We start from the raw sequence: 25,121 nt of genomic DNA, 5'->3' as shown, positions 1-25,121 counted from the left end.
CGATGCTCTCTGTCGAGAACCTTTCTCTCTATTACGGTGCCGCGCAGGCCCTGCGCGGCGTCTCCGTCAGCGCCTCCATCGGCGAGGTCACCTGCGTGCTCGGCCGGAACGGCGTCGGCAAGACGTCGTTGCTGCGCGCCATCACCGGGCAGCGCCCGATTGCGAGCGGAAGCATCCATTTCGAAAGCCGCGATATCGCCCGCCTCAAGCCCTTCGAGCGCGCGGCGCTCGGGATCGCCTATGTCCCGCAGGGCCGCGAGATCTTTCCACTGCTGACCGTGAAGGAAAATCTCGAGACGGGATTTGCCCCCCTGAAGCGTGGCGAGAGGACGATCCCTGAGGAGGTGTTCGATCTGTTTCCGGTCCTGAAATCCATGTTGGGCCGGCGCGGTGGCGATCTCTCCGGCGGCCAGCAGCAGCAACTGGCCATCGGGCGGGCCCTGGTCACGCGGCCGCGCCTGCTCGTGCTCGACGAGCCCACTGAAGGCATCCAGCCCTCCATCATCAAGGATATCGGCCGAGCGATAACCTACTTGCGTGATCGGAAGGATATGGCCATCCTTCTGGTCGAGCAGTATTTCGACTTCGCCCGCGATCTGGCCGACCGGTTCGTGGTGATGGAGCGCGGCGAGATTGTCCAGCACGGCGACCGCTTGGCGCTTGAGGGAGATGATGTCCGTCAGCGCTTGGCCATTTGATGGCGTCTCCCCATCCATCGATCGACAGCGTCAGCGAGCGGTCGGGCGGGTTGCGTTCAGCGCAGCCGGCCTGGATGGCCGCACGCGGCCCATGCGGATCGAAGAGAGCGGATCCATGCGGATCAGGCTGCCCAAGAGCCGGGGGAGCGGGCTCGATGCCGTTCTCGTCAACACGGCAGGCGGCATCGCCTGCGGCGACCGCTTTGCCGTCCAGATCGAGGCGCGGTCCGGCGCGGCCGTCACGGTGGCGACACCGGCGGCCGAGAAGGTCTATCGCTCGGACGGTCCGGTGGCCGAACTCGCAGTCGATCTGAAAGTGGCGGCCGAGGCGCGGCTCGATTGGCTGCCGCAGGAAACGATCCTGTTCGACAAGGCGCGCCTTCGCCGGAGCCTCTCTGCCGAAATGACCGCGAATGCGAGCCTGACCTTGTTCGAGGCCGTCGTGTTCGGGCGCGAGGCGCGGGCGGAGAGCATCGTGGACGGATTGTTCGAGGATCGCTGGCGCATTCGTCGAGGAGGGCGCCTCGTCTATGCCGATACCCTGCGGCTCGACGGCCCGATCGATCGTCTTCTTCAGAAGCCCGTCGTCGGCAAGGGAGCCCGTGCCTTCGCCACGTTGATCCACGCGGCGCCCGATGCGGAAGCGCGCCTGGACGCGGTGCGCGAGCATCTCGCTTCCGTCGATGGCTGCGATGCCGCCGCCAGCGCATGGAACGGCCTTCTCGCCGTCCGCTTCTGCGCGATGAAGGTCGAAGCGCTCCGCACTGCCGTAATCCCGTTCCTGCTCGCCTTTCGCGGCGAGCCCTTGCCTCGTGTCTGGCTCAGCTAGGGTCGAACCATGCAACTCACTCCCCGTGAAAAAGACAAGCTCCTGATCGCCATGGCGGCCATGGTCGCGCGCCGGCGGCTGGAGCGCGGCGTGAAACTCAATCACCCGGAAGCCATCGCCCTCATCACCGATACGGTTGTCGAGGGCGCGCGCGACGGGCGTTCCGTCGCCGAGCTGATGGAGGTCGGCGCCCATGTCATCACCGCCGACCAGGTGATGGAAGGTATCGCCGAGATGATCCATGACGTGCAGGTGGAGGCGACCTTTCCCGACGGAACCAAGCTCGTGACCGTGCATCATCCGATCCGTGGCGCGGCCTCGAAGGATGTGCCCGGCGAAGTGACCGCGCAGGAGGGCGAGATCGTGTTCAACGAAGGAGCCGAGCGCACCGTTCTCACGGTCGCCAACACGGGCGACCGGCCGATTCAGGTCGGCAGCCATTACCATTTCTTCGAGACCAACCCGGCCCTGTCCTTCGATCGCGAGAAGGCCCGCGGCATGCGGCTCGACATCGCGCCCGGTACGGCGGTGCGGTTCGAGCCCGGCGCCACGCGTGAGGTGGTGCTGGTCCCGCTGTCCGGCAAGCGCGAGGTCTATGGGTTCCGCCAGGGTGTGATGGGAGCGCTGTGATGTCGAATGCAAGAAAGCCAGCCTCCCTGCCGCGATCCGGCTATGCGGACATGTTCGGCCCGACAACGGGGGACCGCATTCGCCTCGCCGACACGGCTCTCGTGATCGAAGTGGAGAGAGACTTCACCACCTATGGCGAGGAGGTGAAGTTCGGCGGCGGCAAGGTGATCCGCGACGGGATGGGGCAGGCGCAGACGACACGCGCCGAGGGGGCGTTCGACACGGTCATCACCAATGCGGTGATTCTCGACCATTGGGGAATCGTGAAGGCCGATATCGGCATCAGGGGAGGGCTGATCGCCGCCATCGGCAAGGCGGGCAATCCGGACGTGCAGCCCAATGTCGACATCATCATCGGACCGGGTACGGAGATCATCGCCGGCGAGGGCAAGATCATCACGGCCGGCGGCTTCGACTCCCATATCCACTTCATCTGTCCGCAGCAGATCGAGGAGGCGCTCATGTCCGGCATCACCACGATGCTGGGTGGTGGAACCGGTCCTGCGACGGGCACCTTCGCGACCACCTGCACGCCGGGACCATGGCATATAGCCCGCATGATCGAGGCGGCCGACGCCTTCCCGATGAATCTTGCCTTCACGGGCAAGGGCAATGCCTCGAAGCCGGACGCTCTGGTGGAGATGGTCGAGGCCGGTGCCTGCGCGCTGAAGCTGCACGAGGATTGGGGTACGACTCCGGCGGCAATCGATTGCTGCCTTTCCGTCGCCGATGCCTATGACGTGCAGGTGATGATCCACACCGACACGCTCAATGAATCCGGTTTCGTCGAGGATACCATCGCGGCGTTCAAGGGTCGGACGATCCACGCCTTCCATACCGAGGGAGCGGGCGGTGGCCATGCGCCGGACATCATCAAGGTGGCGGGCCTGCCTAACGTCCTGCCGTCCTCCACCAACCCGACGCGCCCTTATACGGTGAACACCATCGACGAGCATCTCGACATGCTCATGGTCTGTCACCATCTTTCGCCGTCGATCCCTGAGGATCTCGCCTTCGCCGAGAGCCGCATCCGCAAGGAGACCATCGCGGCGGAGGACATCCTGCACGATATCGGGGCGCTCTCGATGATGTCCTCCGACAGCCAGGCGATGGGCCGCGTCGGCGAGGTCATCATCCGCACGTGGCAGACGGCGCACAAGATGAAGGTGCAGCGCGGCGCTTTGCCCGGCGAGGCCGGCGACAACGACAATTTTCGGGCCCGCCGTTACGTCGCGAAATACACGATCAATCCGGCCATCGCCCATGGAGTATCCAGGCATATCGGGTCGGTCGAGGTCGGCAAGCTCGCCGATCTCGTGGTCTGGACGCCGGCCTTCTTCGGCGTGAAGCCCGATCTCGTGCTCAAAGGCGGCGCCATCGCGGCGGCCCTCATGGGCGATCCCAATGCCTCGATCCCGACGCCGCAGCCGGTGCATTATCGGCCGATGTTCGGCGCCTACGGCCGGGCGCTTTCCACGACCTCGCTCACGTTCGTGTCGAAGGCAGCAGTGGAGAACGGCCTGGCGGCAAAGCTCGGCGTTCAGAAGAAACTCGTCGCCGTCGAGAACGTGCGTGGCGGGATCGGCAAGAAGGACATGGTGCTCAACGATGCGACGCCCATGATCGAGGTCGATCCCGAAACCTACGACGTCCGCGCCGACGGCGAGCTGCTCGTTTGCGAGCCCGCGAAGGTTCTTCCCATGGCCCAACGCTATTTCCTGTTCTGACATGATCCGCGCCACATCCATCATCCGCCGAGATGCCGTCGAGCAGGATCGCATCGTCGACGTCATCACCCTGGATCATGGCGACAGGCACCGCCGCCGCATCATGCTCAATGCCGATGGCGGGACCGCCTTCCTGCTCGATCTCGACAAGGCAGATGTGCTGGAGGACGGCGACGCCATCCGGCTCGAAAGCGGCTGGCTCGTCGAGGTTCGGGCCGCACCGGAAAAGCTCGTGGAGATCACGACGGAGGATCCGCTCGACCTCCTGACCGTTGCCTGGCACATCGGAAATCGGCATGTCCCGGCGGAGATCGCACGAGAGGCGATCTACATCGCCTACGACCATGTGCTGGTCGATATGCTGCTGGGGCTCGGCGCCAAGGTCGAGATCGTCGAGCGCCCCTTCCGGCCCGTGCGCGGTGCCTATCACCATCACGAGCATGGCGGGCCTTCTCACCACCATAGGCACGGTCATGGATGACGGTTCCCCGAAAACGCCGGGATGGAGAGGAGAGGCGGCGATCCTGCCGCTTTTCGCGTGGCTCTCGCCCTCCTATCCGGTCGGCTGCTATGCCTATTCGCACACGTTGGAATGGGCCGTGGAAGCCGGTGACGTGAGCGATGAAGCAAGTCTCGTCGCATGGTTGACCGATCTGCTCATGCTCGGACTCGGGCGCAACGATGCCATTCTCCTGAACCACGCCTATCGTGCCGTCGAGCAAGGCGACCATGAAGCCCTTGAGACAGTGAACGAACTCGCTCTCGCCCTCGCGCCATCCGCCGAACTCCATCTCGAAACCAGCCAGCAGGGACGCAGCTTCCTCGATGCGACGCTCGCCGCATGGCCTTCGCCGCGCCTGTTCGGGCTCGAAGGAGACGTTGCCTTTCCCGTCGCGATTGGCATGGCGGCGGCAGCCCATGGTGTTCCCTTGCCGATCACGACGCAGGCCTACCTCTTCGGGCTCGTGCAGACGCTCGTCTCCGCCGCCATCCGACTCGCGCCCATCGGGCAGACGGCGGGCATCCGCGTCTCTGCTGCATTGGCCGAGATCGTGCAGGATATCGCGCGGCAGGGGATGAACCTGGCGCTCGACGATATCGGCGGCTCGACCTTCCGCGCCGATCTAGGCTCATTCCATCATGAAAACCAGTATACGAGGCTCTTTCGCTCATGACATCTCACACGGGACCCCTTCGCGTCGGCATCGGCGGGCCGGTCGGCTCCGGCAAGACGGCCTTGATGGAAGCGCTCTGCAAGACGCTCCGGGCACGCTACGACATCTGCGCGATCACCAACGACATCTATACCAAGGAGGATGCGCGGCTCCTCACTGTCGCAGGGGCGCTTCCGGAAGAACGCATCATGGGCGTGGAGACGGGCGGGTGCCCTCACACGGCCATTCGTGAGGACGCCTCGATCAACCTTGCGGCCATCGCGACCATGCGCAAGCGCTTTCCGGATCTCGACATCGTATTGGTGGAATCCGGGGGCGACAATCTGGCGGCGACTTTCTCGCCCGAGCTCGCCGATCTGACGATCTACGTCATCGACGTCGCCGGTGGCGAGAAGATCCCGCGCAAGGGCGGTCCCGGCATTACGCGATCCGATCTCCTGGTGGTGAACAAGATCGACCTCGCGCCGTATGTCGGTGCAGATCTGTCGATCATGGAGGAGGACACGAAGCGAATGCGGGGCCAGCGACCCTACGTGTTCAGCAATATCCGCGATGGCGTTGGGGTCGACGCCATCGCGGCTTTCATCGAACAGGCCGGCGGCCTGTCCGCGGCGAACTGAAGGAGAAGCGCGCCATGTTCACACGCTCCATTGCCACCATGCTGCTGCTCGCGGCAGCCACGCCTGCCCTGGCCCACACGGGCCACGACACCGCTTCCGGCCTTCTCGCAGGCATCTCGCATCCGATGGGAGGCCTGGACCATGTTCTCGCCATGGTGAGCGTCGGCCTCTTTGCGACCTTGCTCGGAGGGCGTGCCCTGTGGGCGCTGCCCGCAAGCTTCGTGGGGATGATGCTGGTCGGCGGCCTGATGGGCCTCGCCGGCGTCGGGATCCCCGCGGTCGAGATCGGGATTGCCGCTTCCGTCGTCGTGCTCGGCGCGGTCGTATCGCTGGGATGGGCATGGCCTGTCGGAGCGGCGATGGCGCTCGTCGGGCTCTTCGCCATTTTCCACGGTTATGCCCATGGTGCTGAGATTCCGGCCGAAGCCGGCGCTGCGCTGTACAGCGCCGGCTTCGCTCTGGCGAGCATGGGGCTGCATGGACTCGGCATAGCGTTGGGATTGCTGACCGCCCGTCAGGCGCATGCCAGTCGCTTGGCCGGCGCGGCGGTCGCAGTCGCTGGAATCGTCCTCTTGGCCGGTTAGGAAGAGGGCTGCCGCTTCAGGCCATGGTCGGGGACGCCAATCAGGGATCTGACTCCATCGACAAATTCCCTGGCCACGAGACGTGGCCAGGGAACGCCTTTCAACTCAGGTGACGTTAGCGCTTGCCACCGCCATTCCCGTGGCCGCCACCATTTCCTGCGGGACCGTCTTGGTCGGTCCCATCGCCATTGTTGGAGCGACCGGGATTGGACGAGTCGTTGCCGTCGTCGTCATTGCCGTGCCCGTTATTGCCATGACCGCCGGCATTGCCGTTTCCATTCCCCTGACCGTTATTGCCGCGGCCGCCGCCATTGCCTGTCGCAGGGCCAACGCTGCCGGTTCCGACGCCTCCACTTCCGGCGCTGACGGTTCCGCTCCCTGTTCCGCCAATTCCGCTGACGCTGTCGTTCGAACCAACTGCACCGGCTCCATTACCGCCGCTGCGACTGCCGCTCGTACCCGAGGCCTCCGTGCCTGCCGCAGCAGCCCCGCGGCTCGAACTCGAGCCGCCGCCGATGCTCCCGGTAGTGCCGGTGCCGAGAGTACCGCTGCCGAGAGAATTGCTGCCGACTGCGCCGGAGGCATTGCGGTCCGAACTCGTGAACCCAAGGACGGCCGCAGGGCCGTTGCTGATCGACCCGGTGACGCTGCCGTATGGGGCCGCAGGTCGGTCCATTCGGCGCAGGGCTTGAGGCCGAACGGCACAGCGGCAGGTCTCCTGACCTTGCACGATGTGAAGTCGGCAGTTGTGATACATGGAGGCATCAGCGACCGCGGGGACGCATTGCTGCCCCGCTCTGATGCTTTGGGCGCTGGACGAAGTTCCAAGCGCAAGGAGAAGGGCCGCGCTGGACAAAGCAAGAGCGTATGAACGCTGCATCGTGTTCACCTACATATAGCCATTTCTGATGATGAGCCGGCGCAAGGCGGCTCGCTTGGCTATAAGACGCAGGTTCAGGAATCGCGTTCCGTTATAAAGGCAAAATTTCTCTCCCTAGGAAAGGGAACCATTTTGAAGCTTAGGCTTTCACGCGAAGGGCCCGAGTAGCCGAGCTTGGCTTCGGCAGTCCCTATGCGGATTCCGCCCCATAGGCCTGGGCCATGCTGCGGATCTCGGTGAGCTTCGTCTGGAAAGGCATCCAGTCGTCCTCGGCTGCGATCGGAGCCCAGAGCGCCTCGACCTCGTCGATCAGCATCGTGCAAGGTGCGGGACGCGCGAAATACGGATGCGCGAGCTGAAGCCGGGTAGCCGGTTCGAAGCTTGCGAGAGCATCGCGGACAGGCTCGAATGAGGGTTGTGCGTAGAAAGGCGCAGATGAGTTCTTCTCCGCGCGATGCGCACTCAGGAGCCCGCCATACCAGTCGAAGAACGTCTGCTCGAAGGGGGCTTTGCTCTCGTGCAGAAACGTCCATAGGGATTTGGCCAGGATCCCATCCTGCTCGAAGCTCTTCGATTGCAGGCCGAGACGACGCAGGATCGCGCTCGGAAATTCGCGGTGGAGCGCAGGCTCGAAGGTGGCGAGCGCTTTCTCGAGCTCCGCCTGCGGCGCCAGGGGCAGAAGGCATTCCGCGAGACGATACAGATTCCACAGCAGTGTGTCGGGCTGCCGGCCGAAAGCGTAAAGGCCCGTCTCGTCGAAATAAGCAGCCGTGAATCCGGGCTCGTAGACGGGCAGGAAGCGCCAGGGACCGTAATCGAAGCTTTCTCCCGTGACGTTGATGTTGTCGGTGTTGAGCACGCCGTGCACGAAGCCCGCCGCCATCCATTGCGCGCCCATGCGGGCCACGCGTCGGCACACCTCTTCCAGGAAGGCGACGGCGCGGCCGGGTTCATCATCGCGCCACGTCTGAGGCAAGTAGATTTGGATGGTGTAGTCGAGGAGCTTTCGGAGGTTGTCGGTCTCATCCAGGTAGAGCAGCCGCTGGAACGTTCCGATGCGAATGTGCGAATGGCTGAGGCGAACCAGGACCGACGAGCGGGTGGGCGAGGGTTCGTCGCCGCGCTCGAGTTCCTCGCCGGTTTCGATCAGGCTGAAGGACTTGGACGTCTCAACTCCAAGCGCTTCGAGCATTTCCGTTGCCAGGATTTCCCGAACGCCGCCCTTCAGGGTCAGGCGGCCATCGGCGTGGCGCGACCAAGGCGTCTGCCCGCTGCCTTTGGTGCCGAGGTCGAGAAGCCTGCCGTCCTGAACATCATGGAGTTGCGCGAAGAGAAAGCCGCGTCCGTCGCCCAGATGTGGATTGTAGGTTCGGAACTGATGGCCGTGGTAGCGCAAGGCGAGGGGCTGTTCGAAGCTCGCTGGAAGCGGCACGAAGCGTCCGAAATGGTCGATCCATTCTTCGTCGTCGAGAGATCCAAGCCCCACCCGCTCGGCCCAGCGGTGGTTCCGGTACCGCAGGATGTGCTGCGGAAACTCCGCCGGCCGGACGAGGTCATAGAAATCGGAGCCGAGGTCCCGGTGGCGTGTCGAGGCGCGATAGCTGGCGGAAGCGGGCATGTGCGAGATCCGATGAACCCGTGTTCAATTCGAGTGCGTCCGAAATGTTCAGATTTGTCGCGATGGATCAAGTCGCGGCCGAGTCCGGCGCGCGATCAATGAAAGACCCCCCGGCGTTGAAACGATGCTACTCGAAGATAACGCTATACCACGTTACGATATGGCGTGAAGAAGGGCATGCCATCGAATCCAGCTAAAATATTACGCGGCGCTTCAGTCAGAAAAGGCATTCTTTTCCCTTGCGTTGCCGAGCATTGTTCAACCGGCATCACGCTGTCGTCGCTGCAAATTATGCTTTGGTCTATTGGCTACGGCGAAAAGCTCCCCTAGGATTCTTTCGTTAAGGAAGACGGGAGGAAGGTTTATGGCATTCAAGGATATGCTGAGCCTTTGCGGCCGGATTGGTCTGATCGTCGTGGCCTTTGCATTCGTTGCCGGGATCATCGCCGGTCCTGTCCTTGAGAGAATCTGGTCGTCGCGGCTTACCGTGACGCAGAACAACGAGACGCCTCTTCCTGCTCCGCCCAGAGCCCCGGCCGATCCCAAGACGGCGGAACCGGGCTAACGCCTTTTTAGAACTCTCCAGTTCATACAACAGCACCGCCGTCGAGGCGGTGACAGAAGTCCTATTGCGGGAAGGTGCGATGAGCAGCGAGGTGCTTTTGCGGCAGGAGATTCGACACTCTCTTGGTTATGTCCGCGGCATGATCGATCATTACTCCGGTCTCTACTCGGGCGAAAACCTGACTCAGGACGTGCTCAGCTTCTGCGATGGGATGATCAGGGCAGAGGAGCCGAACTCCCGGCTGCGGGAGGCGCGGCGGCTGGTCGAGGAGCGTTGCCGTCAGTTGGCTGATGCGACGGATCGCTTTTCTCAGCGGGACCCGGCTTCGATCGCCGCCATGCGGGCCCAGGCGGTTGCCGCCATCGATCTGTTTCAGGATGCCGCCTTCGAATGGCACAAGGCCCGCGCGAACATTCCATCGTCGGGACGCCTGCTGCGCAGGAAAAGTCTTTAAAGTATCAGGCCCCGAAAGTGCATGTGCACTTTGGGGCCGATGTTTTAACGCGTCGTCATCTTTGCGCCGTCCTCCAGGCGCTTGGGCTTGATCGAGGCCGTCGCCGGAACGTCCACGAGTTGCGGTTCAGGCACGGGGTTGGTCTTCGGCGCGTCGAGCCCATAGACGTCGTCTCGGAAATGCACTGTGCCGTCCGCTGTCGCGTAACCCGTCAGATAAACCCACGCCACGGGAACGGGCTTGTCGAGACGGATGTCCTGACGGGTCGCGCCGGCAATGGTCGTATTGATTCCGTCTTTCGTCCAGGCGCCCGCTTGACTGTTGGTGCCGCGCAGAAGCCATTCGGCGAAATCGGCCACGTCGGCCACACGTACGCAGCCCGATGAATGGAAGCGGGCATCCTGCGCGAAGAGCTGCTTCTTGGGCGTGTCGTGCATGTAGACGGCGTGCTTGTTCGGCATGTCGATGCGGATCTGTCCGAGCGAGTTGATCGCCCCGGGATCTTGGCGCAGGGTGTAGTTCACGGCCTTCTCCGTCGACCAGTCGAGGGTCTTTGGATCGACCTCCTGTCCCTTGGCGTCGAGGATGCGGATCTTCATCTTCTCCAGATAGGCGGGATCCTTCCGCACATGGGGAATGATGTCCTTCTTGATCAGGGAAACCGGCACAGTCCAGGTAGGGTTGATGTTGACGGCGGTGACCCGGGTTTCGACGGTGGGCGAGGGGCGATCCACCTTGCCGGCGATGGCGACGAAGCGGCGGGCCACCTGTCCACGTTCGATCGCTTCGACGGCGGCGGATGGAATATTCACCACCACATAGCGATCGCCGAAGGAAAAGGTGGAGCCTGCCAGCCGTTGCGCGGAAGCCGTGAGCTGGCGATGGCGCGTGAGCGCCGGGACGTTCAAGGCCTCCAGGGTTCGCGCCCGCACAGCGCCGGATTCCGGCAGGCCGTGGCGGGCCTGGAACCGTTTGACCGCACCGGTCAGTTCCGCATCGAAAACAGTGTTCGTCGCGGCATTGTCCGGGAGGTCGCCCTCCAGAGCGAGACGTTGCCGAAGGGTCGCAACGAGCGGCCCCTTGTCGCCGCTCTTCAGAACCGTGCCCGCGGGCAGGCTGGGCCACCCTCCCGCCTCGGCGATGCGCTTATAGGTCCAGGCGGCCCGCATCGTGTTGATGAAGGTGCTTGCCTCCAAGGTCGGCCGGGTATCCTGCGAGATCGTTGCCACAGGCATGGGCGCCACCTTCTCGGGCGGCTTGGCCGGTGCCGTGGCGGTCGCCTTGGGGGGCTGAACCGCGCCCCCGGCCGGAGGCGGCGATCCATTCGGCAAAGTCTTTGCCGGGGCGTCCGAAGGCGAACTTTCGGCAGCCGCGAAGGCGCCGGGAGCACTCCAGATGGTGGAGCACAGGAGCAAGGCTAATCCGAAGCGGAGACGGTGTGCATTCCCATAGGTCATGTTCCGACTATGAGGGTTCTTGGTTTACAAAATCCTGTAACGGAAGGGCCATAGCGGGGACTGCAACTGGGACAGGGCGAGGACGTTGTCCTGGACCCTCTGACCGCCCCAGCGAGTGTTCCATGCGTGCCGAGCCTCTCCCCCCTCAGGATATCAGGCGGATCGACCTGCCTTTGCCATCGTCCGTGGGGCTTCATGCGGTGCGTCTCCTCGAACAGGCGAAGGAGGCTGGACCGTCAGGGGTCGTTTATGTCGCAGGAGGAGAGCGCTGGGCCGAGCAGATGGCGCAGGCCATGCAGGGCTTGGCGCCCGGCCTCGACATCTGCCTTCTGCCGCCATGGGACTGTCTGCCCTACGACAGAGCTTCGCCTTCGCGGGAGGCCATGGGACGACGCATGTCGGTGCTGCGGCGGATGAGCGAACCGGGTGCGGGCCCGCGCGTCCTGATCACGAGCGCGGCCGCGATCATCCAACGCGTGCCGCCCCGCGACGTAGTGAAGAAGACATTCTTCGCCTTTCGCGCAGGCGAAGAATTTTCTGTGGATGCCCTGAACGACTACCTGCATCGAGCCGGGTACGTTCTGGATGAGCGGGTGGACGAGCCGGGCGAAGCGGCGATCCGGGGGCAGGTGATCGATCTCTTTCCGGCCGACAGCGCCTTGCCTTACCGGGCCGAGCACGATGGTCGAACCATCGCGGCCATTCGCTCCTACGATCCGATTTCACAACTGACGGAAGCGGAGGTCGATCATCTCGTAATCGGCCCGGCTTCGGAGATCGTTCTGCCGGAGGCGGGCCATGGCGAAGAATCCGCCGAGCGTTTCGATGGAATGGAGCAGCGTCTGCCGGAATTCTACCCGCAGCTGGAAACACTCTTCGATTACTGGCCGGACGCATCCATCGTACTGGATGCGAAGTTCGAGGAGAGGCGGCAGCTCGTGATGGAGCAGGCCGCCGATGCCTACGACACCCGGATCAATCTCCGCATGCAGGGCAGGACCGCGACATCGGCCGTTGCGCCCGAGCGGCTCTTCATCCAGGACGACGAATGGGCTGACGCCCTGTCCAGCCGCCGCGCCATCTACATTCATGCCGTAACGCCGGACGAATCTTCGCAGCACGCGGTGCCGAATTTCGCGATATCGTCCAGACCATCCAAGGCGCTTGCGGATTTCCTGCGCACCCAATCGGATGCGGGACGGAAGATCGTGCTCGTTGCGGCGGCCCGCTCGGACTTGGGCCGGCTGCGGCGTAGGGTCCAATCCGTCGGGCGGCCCGACGAGGTGGGCGACTGGGATGCCGTCCTGGACGGCCCGTCCAAAGGATGGTTCGCGCTGCAGGCCGACATCAAGCGCGGCTTCATCGATGAACGCGACGGCATCGCGGTGATGACGGCCTTCGATGTTCTGGGAAGCCGTGCTCGCGGCAGTGCGGAAGTCGAGGTCAGTGCCGCCGCGTCGAGCCTCACGGATACGGGGTTCCGGATCGGCGACGCGGTCGTTCACATCGATCACGGCATCGGCGTGCTTCAGGGCATCGAGAGCGTCGATGCCGGAGATGCCGGCGAGAGCGAAGCGGTCAGGCTCGGCTACGCGGCCGACACGACGCTTCTCGTTCCCGCGACGGAAATGGACCGGGTCTGGCGCTATGGTGCGATGTCGGACGCTCTTTCTCTCGACAGGCTGAAGGGCGATGCATGGCAGGTCCGTCGCGAGAGGATCGAAGCGGAGATCGCGGAAACCGCCAGGCATATGATCGGCCTCGTCGACGCTCGCAGGTCGAAGACGCTTGAGTCGCTCGTTCCGCCGGGCCGGGATTACGAACGCTTCGTCGCCCGCTTTCCCTTCTCCGAAACCGCCGACCAGATCAACACCATTGAGGCCGTTCTTGAAGATCTCTCGTCGGGTCGGGCGATGGACCGGCTGGTCTGCGGCGATGTCGGCTTCGGCAAGACGGAAATTGCCTTGCGGGCCGCCGCCGCCGTGGCCCTCGCGGGCAAGCAGGTGGCCATCGTCGCTCCGACGACCGTCCTGGCCCGTCAGCATGTGAGAAGCTTCGAGAGGCGCTTCGCGGGCCTTGGCATCGAGATTGCACATCTGTCCCGCCTTGTGCCGCCATCCGAAGCGCAGGCGGTGAAGAAGGGCTTGGCCGATGGATCGATACGCCTCGTCATCGGTACGCATGCGCTCGCCGCAAAAGGCGTGGCGTTCAAGGATCTCGGGCTCGTGGTCATCGACGAGGAGCAGCGGTTCGGCACGGCGCACAAGAACAAGCTCAGAGAGCTATCGGCGCAAGCCCATGTGCTGACGCTGACCGCCACGCCGATCCCGCGAACGCTGCAATCGGCACTGGTCGGATTGCAGGACCTGAGCATCATCGCCACACCGCCGGCGCGCCGGCAGCCGATCCGCACGTTTCTGACACCTTTCGATCCGGCCAGCGTGCGCGACGCGCTCATGCGCGAGCGCCGGCGGCGCGGTCAGAGCTTCGTCGTGTGCTCTCGGGTCGAGGATATCGAGCCGATGCGTGAGCGATTGGCGAAGCTCGTTCCGGAGCTGGACATCATGGTCGCTCACGGACAGATGCCCGCGGCCGAGACGGATGACGTGATGGTTCGCTTTGCCGACGGGGAGGGCGATGTTCTTCTGTCGACCAACATCATCGAGAGCGGACTGGATGTTCCCCGCGCCAACACCATGCTCGTGTGGCGCGCGGATCGCTTCGGCATGGCGCAGCTGCATCAGCTCCGCGGGCGCGTCGGAAGAGGGCGCGTCCGCGGGACGGCTTACCTGCTGACGGAGCCCGGTCAGGAGCTTCCGCAGGCGACGGAAAAGCGTTTGCGGACGCTGACGGCGCTCGACAGGTTGGGAGCGGGTTTCGCCATCAGCGCACAGGATCTCGATCAACGCGGGGCGGGAGCGCTGCTGGGCGACGAGCAAGCAGGCCACGTCAAGCTGATCGGCACGGATCTCTATCAGCATATGCTCGCGCACGCCCTGCGCGGCGGGAGCCTGGAGGACGACTGGACGCCGGATCTCAATATCGGGCTGTCCGGCGCCGTTCCGGAGTCCTACGTGAACGAGCCTGAGATGCGGATCAATCTCCATGCCCGCATCGCGCGTTTCGGCTCAGCCGAGAGCATCGATGATCTGGAGGCTGAGATCGAGGATCGTTTCGGCTCCATCCCCGAACCGGTTCGGAACCTCCTGAGGTTTGCGCATCTGCATCAGGTGTGCCGGCACCTGGGAATCGCCCGCATCGATGCCGGGCCGCAGGCCATTGCCCTGACCTTTCGGCCCGGCTCGGCGGACAAGCTTCCTTTGCTGGCGAAGATCGATGCTTCGCAGGGAATGCTCGCCTGGAGCAAGGAGCGTCTGGTCTGCGCGATATCGAGTGACCAGGCGGAGGAGCGTTACGAACGGATCGTCGAGCTGCTGGATACGCTCTCGCGCTGAAGCGAGCTTCCAACGGTCACGGCGAGAACTGTCGCATTTTTCGGCGAACCGGATCCACTTCGCCGAAAAATGCCCTAGTCTCGCGCGATTGAAGCGTGAACGGATTTCGCTCCGCTGACTTAATAATGAAAATAGTCTTGATCGTGAGGAGCCTATGACGTCCGAGGAAATCCAGGAGCTGAACGCCGCGCGCGAAAGCCTCGTGAAACGGCGCAGGGATATGACGCGGCAGATTTCCGAAGCGCCGCTTCCCTCCGTCGAGATGGCGGAGGAGCTCACAAAGATCCTGGTGGCCATCGAAGCCTTGGACCGGGCGCTCAACGAGGCGGGCCATCCTTACATGAGCCAGGGTGTGGTGGATCAGCTCGCGAGGGATAGCTGAAATCACCTGCCGCCGTCAGGCAGCGATCAAGCGTCCGCCGACAGCTCCACGAGCATGTCCACGAGCGGGTCATCCGGGCGAGCCAGACCGGCGATGACGTCGAAGTGATGCGCTCCCGGCACCTCGTGATAGCGGGTCGCGACGCCGGCCTGACCCCAGCGCTCGACGATGGTGCGGGACTGGCGCAGGAACTCGCTGCTCTCCGCCCCGCCGACGACGGCGATGAGGTGTCCGCCCCGGGGAGGAGCCCATTCCATCGGGCTCAAGGTGTGGGCCTCCTCGACGGTGAGGCCGAGAGCCTTGTTGATCGAGGTCGGAACCAGCGGCGGCAGGTCGAACAGCCCGGAGATGGGCATGGCGGCGCGAACGGGCATGCGCAGCGCATCGGGCCGCGCCATGAGGCATACGGTCAGATGCCCGCCGGCCGAATGGCCGCTCACGACGAGGGGGCGGCCCAGGCGCCCGATGACGAAATTGGCCGCAGCTTCGATCTCGGACACGATGTCGGCCAGCTTGGCGGCAGGCGCGAGGGTATAGCTCGGGATCGCCACGGTAAGCCCGCGCTCGTTGGCGCCGCGCGCCAGATGGCTCGACGTGGATCTGTCGAGCGATTGCCAATATCCGCCGTGAATGAACAGCACCACCGGGCCGCCGGCATCTCCGCTCTGCGGATGGAAGAGGTCCAGCCGGTTCCGCTCGCCCGGCCCATAGGGGAGGTCGAGCTCGCAGGTCGCGCTTTCGCGATATGTGGCTGAATCCCTCTGCCAGCCTGCGATGTGAACCGGGTGATCGGGCACGCGTGCCCGGTTGTTGTACTCGGCCTCCAGGTCGAGGTCCCGGGCACGGTCTTGGGCGGCCATCGCGATTGTCCTTAAACGTGGAGGTAGCGGTCCTTGAGGCTGGTGTCGTTCATGAGCTCTTCGCTCGTTCCCGTCCAGACCGAGCGTCCCTTCTCGATGATCACGTGCCGGTCGGCGAAGCTCGCCAGCGCGCCGATATTCTTGTCGATCACCAGGATCGACTGGCGCTCGCCCTTGAGGCGCTTGAGGCAGCTCCAGATCTCCGCGCGGATCAGCGGCGCCAGGCCTTCCGTGGCCTCGTCCAGGATGAGGAGTTTCGGGTTGGTCATGAGCGCCCGGCCGACGGCGAGCATCTGCTGCTCGCCCCCGGAGAGCTGCGTGCCCAGGTTGCTCCTGCGCTCCTTGAGACGCGGGAACAGGTCGTAGACCGCATCGAGCGTCCAGCGACCCGAGCCGGTTCGGTTCGAAGCCGTGGCGACGAGGTTCTCTTCCACGGTCAGTGTCGGAAAGATCTGCCGCCCCTCCGGCACGAGGCCGATCCCCGTCTTAGCGATCCGATAGGGCGCGAGGCCGGTCACGGCCGCGCCGTCGAAGCGCACCTCGCCGCCGCGCGGGCGGAGCAGGCCCATGATGGACCGGATGGTGGTGGTCTTGCCCATGCCGTTTCGGCCGATGAGCGTCACCACCTCGCCGGCATTGACCTCAAGCGAGACGTCGAAGAGCACCTGTGCGGCGCCGTAGGACGCTTGGAGCTGTCGGACGGAGAGCATCAGACCATCTCCTCTTCGCCGAGATAAGCGGCGCGGACCTCGGGGTTCTCCCGGATCCGCTCGGGCGTGTCGGTGGCGATCACGCGGCCGTAGACGAGCACGGAGACGCGGTCGGCCAGGGAGAAGACCGCATCCATGTCGTGCTCGATCAACACGATGGTGAGACGCTCCTTGAGGCGCCGCAGGGTCTCGACGACGCGCTGGGATTCCTCGTGGCCAGTGCCGGCCAGCGGCTCGTCGAGAAGCAGCAGCCTCGGCGCGGTCGCAAGCCCGATGGCGAGTTCGAGCTGGCGCTTCTCGCCGTGGGACAACAGGCCCGCCGGAATATGCGCGCGCGCCGCGAGGTTGACCTGCGCCAGGCATTCCATGGCAGGCTCGTTCAAGGCCCTTTCCTGCGCAGCGTTACCGAAGAGACGGAAGCTCGATCCCGAGCGCGCCTGGACGGCGAGCGCCACGTTCTCCAGGGCGGAGAACCCCGGGAGGATCGATGTGATCTGGAAGGACCGTGCGAGCCCGCGCCGGACCCGCTGCGGCATCGAGAGCTGCGTCACGTCCTCGCCGCCGAATAGGACGGATCCGGAATTCGACGCCAGGGTGCCGGAGATCTGGTGGATCAGCGTCGTTTTGCCCGCCCCGTTGGGGCCGATGATGGCGTGCAGTTCGCCGGGCCGGACGGACAGGCTGACGTCGTCGGTGACGACGAGGGCGCCGTAGGCCTTGCGCAGGTTGCGCAATTCGAGAAGCGGCTCAGCCATGGTGCGGCCTCCGCAGCAGGCCCATGATCCCGCCTCTGGCGAACAGAACGATCAGAATGAGCAGCGGGCCGAACACCATCTTCCAGTTTTCGGCGAGATGGGACCGGGCTTCCTCGCTCAGGAAGAAGCTCAAGGAATGCAGGATCTCCGGCAGGAATTCCTCCAGAAGCAGGAACGCGGCAGCGCCGATGACGGCGCCATGCAGGGAGCCGAGCCCGCCGAGCACGACCATGAAGATCAGCTCGCCGGACCGCTGCCACGTCATGAAGGCCGGGCTGACGAACTCGGCCTGGTTCGCCAGCAGGCAGCCGGCGAGTCCCGCCAGCATGCCGCTGACGACGTAGGCGGCGAGCTGGAAGCGGAACGGCTGGAAGCCGATGGCTTCCATGCGGATGGCGTTCTCCCGCGTGCCACGCAGGACGCGCCCGAACCGGGATGCAACGACGGAGCGCGAGAACGCGTAGGCTCCGAGAAGGCAGAGCAGGCAGACCCAGTAGAAGGTGAAGTCGTTCTTCAGAACGCTCGATCCGGCCAGGAGGCTGCGCGACGACAAAGTCATGCCGTCGTCGCCGCCATAAGCCGCGAGCGACGTAGCGAGGAAGTACAGCATCTGCCCGAAGGCAAGGGTGATCATGATGAAATAGACACCCTTGGTCCGCAGCGAGATCGCCCCGGTGATCAAGGCAAAGAGAGCCGAGGCGGCAAGCGCCACGGGAATCTGCACGAGGGCATCCTCAATCCCGTGGCTGGCCAGGATGCCGACCGCATAGCCGCCGAGCCCCAGGAAGGCCGCGTGGCCGAAGCTCACGAGCGCGCCGTAGCCGAGGATGAGATCGAGCGCCATGGCGGCGATGCCGAAGATCATCACCCGCGTCAGCAGGGACAGGACATAGCCCTCGGCTCCCGAATAGGTCGCGAGCAAGGGGGCCGCCGCGAAGGCGGCGAATAGAACGATGGGAACGATCTCAAGCCGTGTGGTGAGTGATGGCATGGGGGCGGAGGGCGTTTCAGCGATTTCGGACATGACGCACCCTAGCGCTTCACGGGGAATAGGCCGGAGGGGCGGAAGAACAGCACGGCGGCCATGAAGATGTAGATCAGCATCGGGGCGATGGCGCGGCCTGTCTGGCTTGCGGCGGCGGGGTCGAGAAAGAGGCGCAGCAGGTTCGGCGCGAAGCTGCGCCCGACCGTATCCACGAGCCCGATCAGCAGGGCTGCGAGGAACGCCCCGCGGATCGACCCGATGCCGCCGATCACGATCACCACGAAGGCGAGGATCAGGATGTTGTCGCCCATGCCCGGCTCGACGGAGAGGATCGGCGCGACCATCGCGCCGGCAAATCCTGCCAGCATGGCCCCGAAGCCGAACACGATCATGAACAGCCTCTGGATGTTGACGCCAAGCGCCGACACCATCGAGGCGTTGCTGGCGCCGGCGCGTACCAGCATGCCGACGCGGGTGTGGTTGACGAGGACATAGAGCTGGGCGGCGACCACGAGTCCCGCCGCGATGATCGCGAGACGATAGACGGGGTACAGGAGGCCGCTCGCGATTTCTACCGAGCCCGAGAGCAGATCGGGAACGGGAACGCTCAAGGGGGCAGCGCCCCAGACGAACTTGACGCCCTGGTTCAGGAACAGGATGACGCCGAACGTGGCGAGCACTTGGTCCAGATGATCGCGGTCGTAGAGATGCCGGAAGACCAGCACTTCGAGCAGGAGGCCGAAGGCCAGCGCTGAGGGCAGGGCGAGCAGCAGCGCCCAGCCGAAGCTGTCGGTCCAGGCGCTGAACGCCGCCACCAGATAGGCGCCGACCATGTACTGCACGCCGTGAGCGAGGTTGATGAAGTCCATCACCCCGAACACCAGCGTGAGCCCGGCGGCGATGAGGAAAAGGATGAGGCCGAACTGAAGGCCGTTCAGAGCCTGGACGAAGAGGAGTGTTGCGTTCATCGGCACGTCACTGGCAGCAGGCCTGCTCGGGCACTCTCGTGCGAAAGCACCATGATGATGGCGTCAAGAAAAAGGATCGATCCACCTGATCGGGCAGATCGATCCTTATGCGGAGCGCCTTAGTTCGTTGCGCTGCATTCCTTGGCATAAGCGTCGGTGTAGTCGTCGAACACCTTCTCGACGATTTCCGTCTCCAGCTTGCCGTCGGCGCGCTTGGCCGCCTTCACGAGGTAGAAGTCCTGGATCGGGAAGCCGTTGGCGCCGAACTTGAAGTCGCCGCGGAGCGACTTGAAGTCAGCCTTCTTGATGGCGGCGCGCAGGGCTTCCTTGTCGTCGGTCTTGCCGCCGGTCGCCTTCAGGGCCGAGTCGATCAGCAGGGCCGCGTCGTAGGAATGCATGGCATAGGAGGCCGGCACGGTGTTGTAGGCCGCCTCGTAGGCCGCGACGAACTTCTTGTTCGCCGGATTGTCCATGTTCGGAGCCCAGTTCGAGCCGCTGAGCATGCCAATGGCGGCATCCTGCTGTGCGGGCAGGTTGGTCTCGTCGACCGTGAAGGCGGAGAGGAACGGGATGCGATCGGCAAGGCCGGCGGCGCGGTACTGCTTGACGAGGTTCACGCCCATGCCGCCCGGCATGAAGGTGAAGATCGCATCCGGCTGCATGGAGGCGATCTTGGCGAGTTCCGATTGGAAGTCGAGCGTGTTCAGCGGGATGTAGGATTCCTCGACGATCTCACCCTTGTAGTGGCGCTTGAACCCGGCGAGAGCGTCCTTGCCGGCCTGGTAGTTCGGCGCCAGCAGATAGACCTTCTTGTAACCGCGATCCTGCGCGACCTTGCCGAGAACCTCATGGTTCTGGTCGTTCTGGTAGGAGGTGGCGAAGAAGTAGGGGCTGCAGCTCTTGCCCGCGAGGTTCGACGGACCGGCATTCACGCTGATGTAGAAGGTCTTGGCATCGACGATGGGCTTCTGCGTGGCGACCGCCACGTTGGAGAAGATCGGCCCGACGACGAAATCAACCTTGTCGCGCTCCAGGAGACCCTTCACCTTCGTCACGGCCACGTCGGGCTTCAGCTCGTCGTCGACGACGATGACTTCCACATCCCGGCCACCGAGCTTGCCGCCGAGATCCTTTACGGCGAGCTGAAAGCCGTCACGGGCATGCTGGCCGAGCACCGCCGACGGGCCGGAGAGGGTCAGCAGCAGGCCGACCTTCAGCTTCTCCTGCGCCATGGCCGGAGCCGCAGCCAGGCCGACGGCCGCTGCAAGGCCAAGGGTTTTGATCGTTACGTTCATCATGGTCTCCCGAGTGGCTATTCCCTGCGCACATTGGCTGTGCTGCGTGATTGTTCCCGGCGCGACGTACGACGCCTCGACGGACAAGTCGGCGATACTCTGCCGTAAAACTTTTCTGCCGAACACTCCCTTTGTCGGAGCTTTGTCACCGGCATCCCCAGTCTTTGCCCAATCTTTGGGATTGCCAAGGATTATTTTAAGATTAAAATATTTTTCCGGTTCTTCAAGCGGATTATTCCGCAGAGGATGGCAGGCGAAATGACGAGCGCGTGATTGGCGGCGGGCAGGCAGCGATACGAAGTTCGCCATGACGCGGCTTCCGACGATCTGCTTCCGTTCCGGCCAAGCTGAAAGCGCTCCGTTCTCCTGACGCACAAGAAAACAGAGGAGCGGACGATGGCGGACACGGCGCATGTGGATACCTTTGCGAGGGACAATCTTCCGCCTCGCGACCTATGGCCGACATTCCAGTTCACTCGTCCCGAGCTTCAATATCCTGATCGGCTCAACTGCGCCGTAGCCTTCCTCGACCGGTGGGTCGACGAGGGACGAGGCGACGAGCCCTGCATCATCAGCCCGACCGAAACCCTGACCTATCGCACCCTGCAGGAGCGGGTGAACCGAATCTGCAACGTGCTGGTCCACAGGCTCGGCTTCGTGCCGGGCAATCGCGTCCTGCTTCGCTCGGCCAACAACCCGATGATGGTGGCCGCCTATCTGGCTGTTCTCAAAGCCGGCGGCGTGGTCGTCGCGACCATGCCGCTGCTGCGCGCCAAGGAGATCGCCTACCCGCTGAACAAAGCGCAGATCACCATCGCGCTGTGCGACCACCGTCTGGCGGACGAGATGGAGCGCGCCAGAGCGATGGCGCCTGGCCTGCAGCATGTGGTCTATTGGGGCTCGGGCCAGCCCGACAGCCTCGAGGCGATGATCGCCGAGGCGTCGCCGGAATTTGCAGCCGTCGACACGGCGGCGGACGATGTCTGCCTGATCGGCTTCACCTCCGGCACGACCGGCGAACCGAAGGGGACCATGCATTTCCACCAGGACATGCTGGCGATCTGCGACGGCTATGGGCGAAATGTCCTGCGCCCCGAACCGGACGACCGCTTCATCGGCTCGCCGCCGCTCGCCTTCACCTTCGGGCTTGGCGGAATCGTGCTTTTCCCTATGCGCGTCGGCGCTTCGACCGTGCTGCTGGAGAAGGCCGGGCCCGACGATCTTCTCCCCGCCATTCAGCAGTACAAGGCGACCATCTGCTTCACGGCCCCGACCGCCTACCGCGCCATGCTGTCGAAGCTCGAAGGCTACGACATCTCGTCCCTGCGCAAATGCGTCTCGGCCGGCGAGCCTTTGCCGAAAGGCACGTTCGAGGCTTGGAAGGCCGCAACGAAGATCCGGCTCATGGACGGCATCGGCGCCACCGAGATGCTGCACATCTTCATCGCCGCGACGGAGGACGAGATTCGTCCCGGCGCGACCGGCAAGCCCGTTCCGGGCTACGAGGCGAAGGTCGTCGACGACGAGGGGCGCGACCTCCCGCCCGGCAGCATCGGCCGCCTGGCCGTGCGCGGCCCGACGGGATGTCGCTATCTCGCGGACGAGCGGCAGCGCAAATACGTGCAGGACGGCTGGAACATCACCGGCGACACCTATCTCATGGATGAGGACGGGTACTTCTGGTACCAGGCCCGCTCCGACGACATGATCATCTCGGCGGGCTACAACATCGCGGGTCCCGAGGTCGAGGCCGCGCTCCTCACTCATCCGGCCGTCGCCGAATGCGGCGTGGTCGGGGCTCCCGACGATGGGCGCGGAACGGTGGTCAAGGCCTATGTGGTGCTCCGTTCCGGCCATGTGCCCGGTCCCGAGCTGACCAAGGTGCTCCAGGACCACGTGAAAGCGGAGATCGCACCCTACAAGTACCCGCGCCTCATCGAGTTCGTGGATGCCCTGCCGCGCACGCAGACCGGGAAGCTGCAGCGCTTTGAGCTGCGGCGGATCGCCCAGGACGTCGAGAGCCATCAGGAGGCGATGAGCGCCTGCTGCTCTTCTCGGCTTGTGCGATAATTATTTTAAGCTTAAAACAATAAGCGCAGTTTCTCGGGTAGGAATCTCATGAAGACGGCGATCATCGGCGGCGGCCCGGCGGGGCTTTATTTCGCGATCCTGCTGAAGAAGCTTCGGCCGGAATCCGACATCACGGTCTATGAGCGCAACCGCGCCGATGAGACGTTCGGCTTCGGCGTCGTGTTCTCCGATGCGACGCTCGACAATTTCGAGAAATACGACCTGCCGAGCTACCAGCGGATCGTGCGGGAATTCGCCTATTGGGACGACATCGCCATCCACTTCCGCGGCACCGAGCACCGGATCGGCGGCAACGGCTTCTGCGGCTGCTCCCGACGCACGCTGCTCCTGATCCTGCAGGATCGCGCGGAGGAGCTCGGCGTCAGGCTGCGCTACGAAGTGGACGTGGATGACGAGAGCCTGTTCGACGATGCGGATCTCGTGGTCGTGGCCGACGGTATCAACAGCCGCTTCCGGGAACGCTATGCGGACCACTTCCAGCCGGAGGTCGATCTGCGCCCCAACAAGTTCACCTGGATGGGCTCCACCAAGCCCCTGGATGCCTTCACCTTCATTTTCCAGGAGACCGAGTGGGGACCGTTCATCGCCCATGCCTACCAGTATGAGGCAAACCGCTCGACCTGGGTGTTCGAGACCGATCCCGAGACGTTCGAGCGTGCGGGCCTGAAGGACAAGAGCGAGGCCGAGTCGGCGGCGCTCATGGAGAAGATCTTCGGCTGGTTCCTCGGCGGGCACCGGATCCTCACCAACCGTTCGATCTGGCGCAACTTCCCGATGATCCGCAACAAGCGCTGGGTCATGGGCAACAAGGTGCTGCTCGGCGACGCCAAGGCATCGGCGCATTTCTCCATCGGGTCAGGCACGAAGCTCGCGATGGAGGATGCCATCGCGCTCTATGAAGCCCTGCGCCGCGATCCGAGCGTCGAGGGTGCGTTGTCGCTCTACGAGACGGGACGGCGCGAGGAGGTCGAGAAGACCCAGCACGCGGCCGACGTGTCCTTGGTCTGGTTCGAGCACGTGGCGCGCTTCTGGAATTTCGACCCGGTGCAGTTCGCCTTCGGGGTCATGACCCGCGCCAAGGCGATCACCTACGATAATCTGCGCCTGCGCGCGCCCGACTTCGTGGCCGATGTCGACAGGACCTTCGCCCGGCAGGTGCAGAGACAGGGCTTCGACGTGTCCGTCGAGAACCCGAGCGCGCCGATGTTTCAGCCTTTCCGCCTGCGGGACATGACGGTCGCCAACCGCGTCGTGGTTTCGCCGATGGACATGTATTCAGCCAAGGACGGCGTACCGGGCGATTTCCATCTCGTCCATTACGGCGCGCGTGCCATGGGCGGCGCCGGGCTCGTCTTCACGGAAATGACCTGCGTGTCGCCGGAGGCGCGCATCACGCCGGGCTGCACCGGCCTCTGGAACGACGAGCAGGAAACCGCTTGGAAGCGAATCGTCGACTACATCCACGCCAATTCGGCGGCGAAGTTCTGCCTGCAGCTCGGGCATTCCGGACGCAAGGGCGCGACCAAGCTCATGTGGGAGGGCATGGACCGGCCCCTGGAGGAGGGAGGCTGGGACATCTGTTCCGCGTCTCCCATTCCCTATTTCCCGGACAGCCCGGTGCCGCGCGAGGCGATGCGCGCCGACATGGATCTCATCAAGGCGCAGTTCGTCGAAGCGGCGCAGCGCGGCGAGCGAGCCGGGTTCGACATGCTCGAACTGCACTGCGCCCACGGCTACCTGATGGCGAGCTTCCTGTCGCCGCTCACCAACCGCCGCACAGACGAATATGGCGGTTCCCTGGAGAACCGCCTGCGCTTCCCGCTCGAAGTGTTCGACGCCATGCGCGAGGTCTGGCCCGCGCGCAAGCCCATGTCCGTGCGTATCTCGGCGACCGATTGGGCCGAAGGCGGGATCACGGGCGACGACGCGGTCGAGATCGCCCGGGCCTTTTCGGAACATGGAGTCGACCTCGTCGACGTCTCGACGGGACAGACCGTGCGCGAGGCGCGGCCGATCTACGGCCGCATGTTCCAGACCCCGTTCTCCGACCAGGTGCGCAACGAGGCTCAGGTCGCCACCATGTGCGTCGGCAACATCACGGCGGCCGATCAGGTGAACACGATCCTGGCGGCGGGCCGCGCGGATCTCGTGGCGCTCGGCCGGCCCCATCTGGTCGACCCGTTCTTCACCATGAAGGCTGCGGCCTGGTACGGCGTGAAGGACATCCATTGTCCGCCGCAATATCTCGCGGGCAAGGACCAGATCTTCCGCAATTCCGTGCGCGACCGGCAGGACATGGAAGAGCTCAAGGTGAAGGCGAAGCCCAAGACCCGGGCAGAGTTGAAGATGGAGGCCGGAGAGAAGCCTCTCGCGGCGGAATGAC

At 64.2% G+C, this 25,121-nt stretch carries 23 protein-coding genes; 14 read left to right on the top strand and 9 right to left on the bottom strand.

Going from position 1 to position 25,121, the window contains the following annotated elements; all coding sequences use genetic code 11:
* Positions 1 to 2: 2 nt before the first annotated feature.
* The 8 genes from urtE to U0023_RS01115 all read left to right on the top strand — a co-directional run bounded on the left by urtE (position 3) and on the right by U0023_RS01115 (position 6,263).
* Positions 3 to 698, top strand: a complete 696-nt coding sequence (gene urtE, locus U0023_RS01150) for an urea ABC transporter ATP-binding subunit UrtE (RefSeq protein WP_009764200.1) — start codon at positions 3 to 5, stop codon at positions 696 to 698.
* A gap of 115 nt (positions 699 to 813) precedes the next feature.
* Entirely contained in the window at positions 814 to 1,527 is a 714-nt protein-coding gene (locus U0023_RS01145; RefSeq protein ID WP_245272998.1) for an urease accessory protein UreD, read from the top strand.
* 9 nt (positions 1,528 to 1,536) lie between these two features.
* The gene (locus tag U0023_RS01140; RefSeq protein WP_009764202.1) at positions 1,537 to 2,157 is read left to right on the top strand and encodes an urease subunit gamma; all 621 of its coding nucleotides are present in this window, start codon (positions 1,537 to 1,539) and stop codon (positions 2,155 to 2,157) included.
* Entirely contained in the window at positions 2,157 to 3,884 is a 1,728-nt protein-coding gene (gene ureC / locus U0023_RS01135) for an urease subunit alpha (protein WP_009764203.1), read from the top strand. Before U0023_RS01140 ends, ureC begins: the two co-directional genes overlap by 1 nt.
* A gap of 1 nt (position 3,885) precedes the next feature.
* Positions 3,886 to 4,365, top strand: a complete 480-nt coding sequence (locus U0023_RS01130; RefSeq protein ID WP_009764204.1) for an urease accessory protein UreE — start codon at positions 3,886 to 3,888, stop codon at positions 4,363 to 4,365.
* Complete coding sequence (locus U0023_RS01125; RefSeq protein ID WP_009764205.1) at positions 4,358 to 5,059, top strand: urease accessory protein UreF; 702 nt, start codon at positions 4,358 to 4,360, stop codon at positions 5,057 to 5,059. Before U0023_RS01130 ends, U0023_RS01125 begins: the two co-directional genes overlap by 8 nt.
* Positions 5,056 to 5,679 carry an urease accessory protein UreG gene (gene ureG / locus U0023_RS01120; protein WP_009764206.1) on the top strand — a complete coding sequence of 208 codons (624 nt, stop codon included), beginning with the start codon at positions 5,056 to 5,058 and terminating at the stop codon, positions 5,677 to 5,679. The genes U0023_RS01125 and ureG overlap by 4 nt, the downstream gene beginning before the upstream one ends.
* A 14-nt stretch (positions 5,680 to 5,693) precedes the next feature.
* Positions 5,694 to 6,263, top strand: a complete 570-nt coding sequence (locus U0023_RS01115) for a HupE/UreJ family protein (RefSeq protein ID WP_009764207.1) — start codon at positions 5,694 to 5,696, stop codon at positions 6,261 to 6,263.
* A gap of 115 nt (positions 6,264 to 6,378) precedes the next feature.
* On the opposite strand, the gene U0023_RS01110 is transcribed toward U0023_RS01115, so the two are convergent.
* Complete coding sequence (locus tag U0023_RS01110; RefSeq protein ID WP_154661154.1) at positions 6,379 to 6,939, bottom strand: hypothetical protein; 561 nt, start codon at positions 6,937 to 6,939, stop codon at positions 6,379 to 6,381.
* A gap of 394 nt (positions 6,940 to 7,333) precedes the next feature.
* Positions 7,334 to 8,761: a protein adenylyltransferase SelO gene (locus tag U0023_RS01105; protein WP_009764209.1), complete on the bottom strand. Its 1,428-nt coding sequence runs from the start codon at positions 8,759 to 8,761 to the stop codon at positions 7,334 to 7,336.
* A 364-nt stretch (positions 8,762 to 9,125) separates the two neighbouring features.
* Here U0023_RS01105 and U0023_RS01100 point away from each other — a divergent pair, with 364 nt between their 5' ends.
* Both U0023_RS01100 and U0023_RS01095 read left to right on the top strand, forming a co-directional pair.
* Positions 9,126 to 9,326: a hypothetical protein gene (locus tag U0023_RS01100; RefSeq protein ID WP_009764210.1), complete on the top strand. Its 201-nt coding sequence runs from the start codon at positions 9,126 to 9,128 to the stop codon at positions 9,324 to 9,326.
* Between the two features lie 79 nt (positions 9,327 to 9,405).
* Entirely contained in the window at positions 9,406 to 9,780 is a 375-nt protein-coding gene (locus U0023_RS01095) for a hypothetical protein (protein ID WP_009764211.1), read from the top strand.
* Between the two features lie 44 nt (positions 9,781 to 9,824).
* On the opposite strand, the gene U0023_RS01090 is transcribed toward U0023_RS01095, so the two are convergent.
* Positions 9,825 to 11,195 (bottom strand): L,D-transpeptidase family protein, encoded by a 1,371-nt coding sequence (locus tag U0023_RS01090; RefSeq protein ID WP_322883768.1) that lies wholly within the window; start codon positions 11,193 to 11,195, stop codon positions 9,825 to 9,827.
* A 164-nt stretch (positions 11,196 to 11,359) separates the two neighbouring features.
* Between U0023_RS01090 and U0023_RS01085 the strand changes: the two genes are divergently transcribed.
* Both U0023_RS01085 and U0023_RS01080 read left to right on the top strand, forming a co-directional pair.
* Positions 11,360 to 14,692 carry a transcription-repair coupling factor gene (locus tag U0023_RS01085; RefSeq protein ID WP_009764213.1) on the top strand — a complete coding sequence of 1,111 codons (3,333 nt, stop codon included), beginning with the start codon at positions 11,360 to 11,362 and terminating at the stop codon, positions 14,690 to 14,692.
* A 154-nt stretch (positions 14,693 to 14,846) separates the two neighbouring features.
* Positions 14,847 to 15,074 (top strand): hypothetical protein, encoded by a 228-nt coding sequence (locus U0023_RS01080; protein WP_009764214.1) that lies wholly within the window; start codon positions 14,847 to 14,849, stop codon positions 15,072 to 15,074.
* Positions 15,075 to 15,100: 26 nt separating this feature from the next.
* On the opposite strand, the gene U0023_RS01075 is transcribed toward U0023_RS01080, so the two are convergent.
* From U0023_RS01075 to U0023_RS01050, 6 genes are all read right to left on the bottom strand, one after another.
* The gene (locus tag U0023_RS01075) at positions 15,101 to 15,934 is read right to left on the bottom strand and encodes an alpha/beta hydrolase (protein ID WP_009764215.1); all 834 of its coding nucleotides are present in this window, start codon (positions 15,932 to 15,934) and stop codon (positions 15,101 to 15,103) included.
* 11 nt (positions 15,935 to 15,945) lie between these two features.
* Entirely contained in the window at positions 15,946 to 16,644 is a 699-nt protein-coding gene (locus tag U0023_RS01070; RefSeq protein ID WP_009764216.1) for an ABC transporter ATP-binding protein, read from the bottom strand.
* The gene (locus U0023_RS01065; protein WP_009764217.1) at positions 16,644 to 17,399 is read right to left on the bottom strand and encodes an ABC transporter ATP-binding protein; all 756 of its coding nucleotides are present in this window, start codon (positions 17,397 to 17,399) and stop codon (positions 16,644 to 16,646) included. The genes U0023_RS01070 and U0023_RS01065 overlap by 1 nt, the downstream gene beginning before the upstream one ends.
* A complete protein-coding gene (locus U0023_RS01060; protein WP_009764218.1) occupies positions 17,392 to 18,423 on the bottom strand; it encodes a branched-chain amino acid ABC transporter permease in 1,032 nt (343 codons plus the stop codon). The genes U0023_RS01065 and U0023_RS01060 overlap by 8 nt, the downstream gene beginning before the upstream one ends.
* 8 nt (positions 18,424 to 18,431) lie before the next feature.
* On the bottom strand, positions 18,432 to 19,352 hold the full coding sequence (locus U0023_RS01055; protein WP_009764219.1) for a branched-chain amino acid ABC transporter permease: 921 nt from the start codon (positions 19,350 to 19,352) through the stop codon (positions 18,432 to 18,434).
* A gap of 119 nt (positions 19,353 to 19,471) precedes the next feature.
* Entirely contained in the window at positions 19,472 to 20,647 is a 1,176-nt protein-coding gene (locus U0023_RS01050; RefSeq protein ID WP_052600613.1) for an ABC transporter substrate-binding protein, read from the bottom strand.
* A 396-nt stretch (positions 20,648 to 21,043) separates the two neighbouring features.
* Here U0023_RS01050 and U0023_RS01045 point away from each other — a divergent pair, with 396 nt between their 5' ends.
* Together U0023_RS01045 and U0023_RS01040 are read left to right on the top strand one after the other, a co-directional pair.
* Positions 21,044 to 22,717, top strand: coding sequence for a benzoate-CoA ligase family protein (locus U0023_RS01045; protein ID WP_009764221.1), 1,674 nt, complete (start codon positions 21,044 to 21,046; stop codon positions 22,715 to 22,717).
* Positions 22,718 to 22,765: 48 nt separating this feature from the next.
* Positions 22,766 to 25,120 (top strand): bifunctional salicylyl-CoA 5-hydroxylase/oxidoreductase, encoded by a 2,355-nt coding sequence (locus U0023_RS01040; protein ID WP_009764222.1) that lies wholly within the window; start codon positions 22,766 to 22,768, stop codon positions 25,118 to 25,120.
* Position 25,121 lies beyond the last annotated feature (1 nt).

The organism is Microvirga lotononidis, from assembly GCF_034627025.1.
Classification (GTDB): Bacteria; Pseudomonadota; Alphaproteobacteria; order Rhizobiales; family Beijerinckiaceae; genus Microvirga; species Microvirga lotononidis.
Note: the sequence above shows the minus strand (reverse complement) of the source record. Positions and strands in the feature narration are given on the sequence as shown.